This window comes from Arthrobacter sp. HMWF013, from assembly GCF_003061105.1.
Classification (GTDB): Bacteria; Actinomycetota; Actinomycetes; order Actinomycetales; family Micrococcaceae; genus Arthrobacter.
In genome coordinates, this window is the sequence record NZ_QAIQ01000274.1 from 1 (window position 1) to 2,790 (window position 2,790).

The window sequence follows — 2,790 nt, forward strand, 5'->3', positions numbered from 1 at the left end:
GTCGAACCCGTCGTATCTTTCTATGTCAGTTTCTCTTTCTGTGTCGGCTTCGTCGTGGTCCAAGGGCGTTCGGTCGGTCGGTCTAGTCATGCGTACCTCTATTCGCGGTCACCACCGACGGGTGTCGCCTCCGCAGAAATGGCTGCGGAACCCTCAGGGCCCGGTGAACTCCGTCAGGGTGCCACCGGATCAGGACCGACTACTTCTCCTTGGGTTCTGTGAGGATCAGCGTCATGACACCGACCCCGTGGTACGCCCACCATGCTCTGACCCTTCCCGCGAATGCAGCCTGGCGGCATCCATCTCCAAGCCGACATCAGTCTGGGATATGGATGGTCAGCACAGCCAGCTCGGTGAGGACACAAGCTGCGTCATTGTCATCGAACTCCGCCCGATCGAGGCGTCTCTATCCTTGCTATCGATGGTGAGGCCAGCGTATTTGTCCACGGAGCCGCCCGCGAGGAGTTCCGTCGGGGCGGCCGGCTTTTGGGCCCTCAATCTGAGCCATGCAGGAAGCGTACTCCCCCTCTCACGTCCCCGTTGGGTATACGTGCGTACCGGAACCGGGCCCCGTGTCCTTGATGAAGTGTTGCAGCGTAATCTGGGCGTGTACTTTGGAGCTAATAGGGAACACGATTCGACGGTTACGAGAGGCTGCCCAGTCAGGTCCGGGCCCACCTGGAGCCCCGTGGCCCCTTCCAGACTTGGGCGCCGACGAAGAAATCCGCAATCTACCCGACTACCGTGGCTACGATGCGATGACCACAGCAACGGTTTCGTAAATGCTCATCGCCGCTAATCCACCCTTGGCGGAATAGTTGGGAAACGACAGCACCAGGCCTGAACCGCCGGAAGAGTGCCGGGAGTCCAGGCATGCCTGACAAGGTTTCTTCGTCGCAACGCACTATGGCGTGAGCAACTTTTCTTCATGCCACCCCGAGGGAATCCCGGCGACCATTCGCTGCCACAGCCCAAACCGAACCGGCTTGCGCTGGACGCCGGTACGGCGACCACTAAGCCACACTGGCCCAAATGGGTTACTGAAACTTCTGTACATCGACAGTTCCGTTTGCGCGCGCTGGGCGAAGAGATGGCTTGGATACGGGCGCTCAAGCCGAGACGTCTAAACCCAAAGAGCCAACGTCTCCGAAAATCCGTTAAGAGTTGGTGCGGAAATCCTCTGCTGGTGCCGTGTGGCGTCTTATTTGTGGTGGTCACGCTTAGAACTATGCACAGGCCCGCGTGACGGCTGTCGGAGACTTTACGCCCGCGCTTCTTGCTCGGGAAAGCAGTCATTATCAGTACACGAGCCAGCGGTGTTGGGTATACCTGTGTCATTCTCGACAAGCTCTCGGTTGAAGTCGCGACGACAATGTCCCCCACGATGGGCCAGGTCATTGGGTAGGAGTCGTCACACGTCCTGTGGTTACCTACCGGATCGCAATGTCAGTGCCGGTCCCTACCATGGCGCTATGACGACGGCTGATGATTTTTACGCGCACTATTCCCGCTCGGGCAAGGCTGGCTGGTTCGGCCGGCTTGGCTCCCTGCGCCAGTCCATCATCCAGTGTGACGGCCCCGCCGTCATGGAGATCCTGAAGAGTCGGTGTGACATCGACCTTGAAGCGCCGGAGGGTTGCTGGATCTGGAATGGCGCGACGCGGTCGGGCTATGGGTTCATCGGCCGAGGGAAGACAAACAAGCTCGCGCACCGTGTCTCGTGGGAAGCAGCACGGTCCTTTACAGAGGAGCTGGGCTGGCTAAGCGTCCACCACAAGTGCGGCGTGCGTTTATGCATCAACCCCCGCCACCTCGTGGCAGTGTCCCACTTGGAAAACACGATAGAGATGCTTGAACGCCAGGCCTATTTGAGACGAATATCAGACTTGGAAAAAGCCCTAAACGCTGTTGATCCTGGCCACGTCCTGCTCGCCAAACTTCCCAGGCCACTAAACGAAAACTGGGATGCGCTATGACCAATACGGGCTCGCGGCGACATCGGGCGCACTTACGGGTTCGCCGGCCGCGCTCCTTCCGACCTTTCTACGACCAGTTGAGCGGAAGGGGTATAACGCCACACCTGAACTCCAGATATGAAGCAAGTTGCGAAGTTCTCGGAAGATCCTGCCGGACCGAGCCGTGCTGCCTGATCACCCTGGACCTCGTGCTGGACGGAGAATTGACGGCCGGAACCGAGCCTTGTCCATTCGGCTCCGGCTAATTAGGCCGACAAAAATCACCGGAAATCTCAGTACCCACGGAAAGAAAATAAGTGTGTGCCGTCATTCAGAGTCCGAAGTACTCCAGTCTCGTCTTTCTCCGACTTATCCGGGTATTTTTCAATGGAGAGGTTGCCTCGGTCAGCGTCGCAAGGTGTGGGCCCGGCCCTTCCACCAATACAGGAGTGCAGCAGCGATAACCAGGACACCGAGGCTTCCGGCGATGAACCCGGCTGCAGTTCCCTCGGCGGATGAAACCTGCTCGCTTCCTACCGCGGCCGGCGTCGGGTTTCCGGAAGCACCAGCCTCAGCGGAAGCTGTCGGTGCTGCTGTGGCCGTTGACCCCGGCCTAACAACAATCGCGGTCTCGGCAGCCTGAACCTCGGGCTGGGCCGTCTCCACCGGAGCAACCGCCTGCTCTCCAGCGGCAGGGACAACAGGTGCAGCGCCGCCCTGTGGTCCCGGATTGTTTTGCGGGGCGGTGTACTGGCCCTGGACCGGGGCAGCCGGAACGATAGCAGGTGCCGCCGGTGCCGGGGCTTGGACCGGTGGAACGTACGGCGCGACCGGG

At 59.9% G+C, this 2,790-nt stretch carries 1 protein-coding gene and 1 pseudogene; one reads left to right on the forward strand and one right to left on the reverse strand.

The window, feature by feature from the left end:
• Positions 1-1,472: 1,472 nt before the first annotated feature.
• Complete coding sequence (locus DBR22_RS10880; RefSeq protein WP_108599030.1) at positions 1,473-1,976, forward strand: HNH endonuclease; 504 nt, start codon at positions 1,473-1,475, stop codon at positions 1,974-1,976.
• 384 nt (positions 1,977-2,360) lie between these two features.
• On the opposite strand, the pseudogene DBR22_RS23830 reads toward DBR22_RS10880, so the two are convergent.
• Positions 2,361-2,790 (reverse strand): annotated as a pseudogene (locus DBR22_RS23830) (hypothetical protein); the annotation flags it as partial.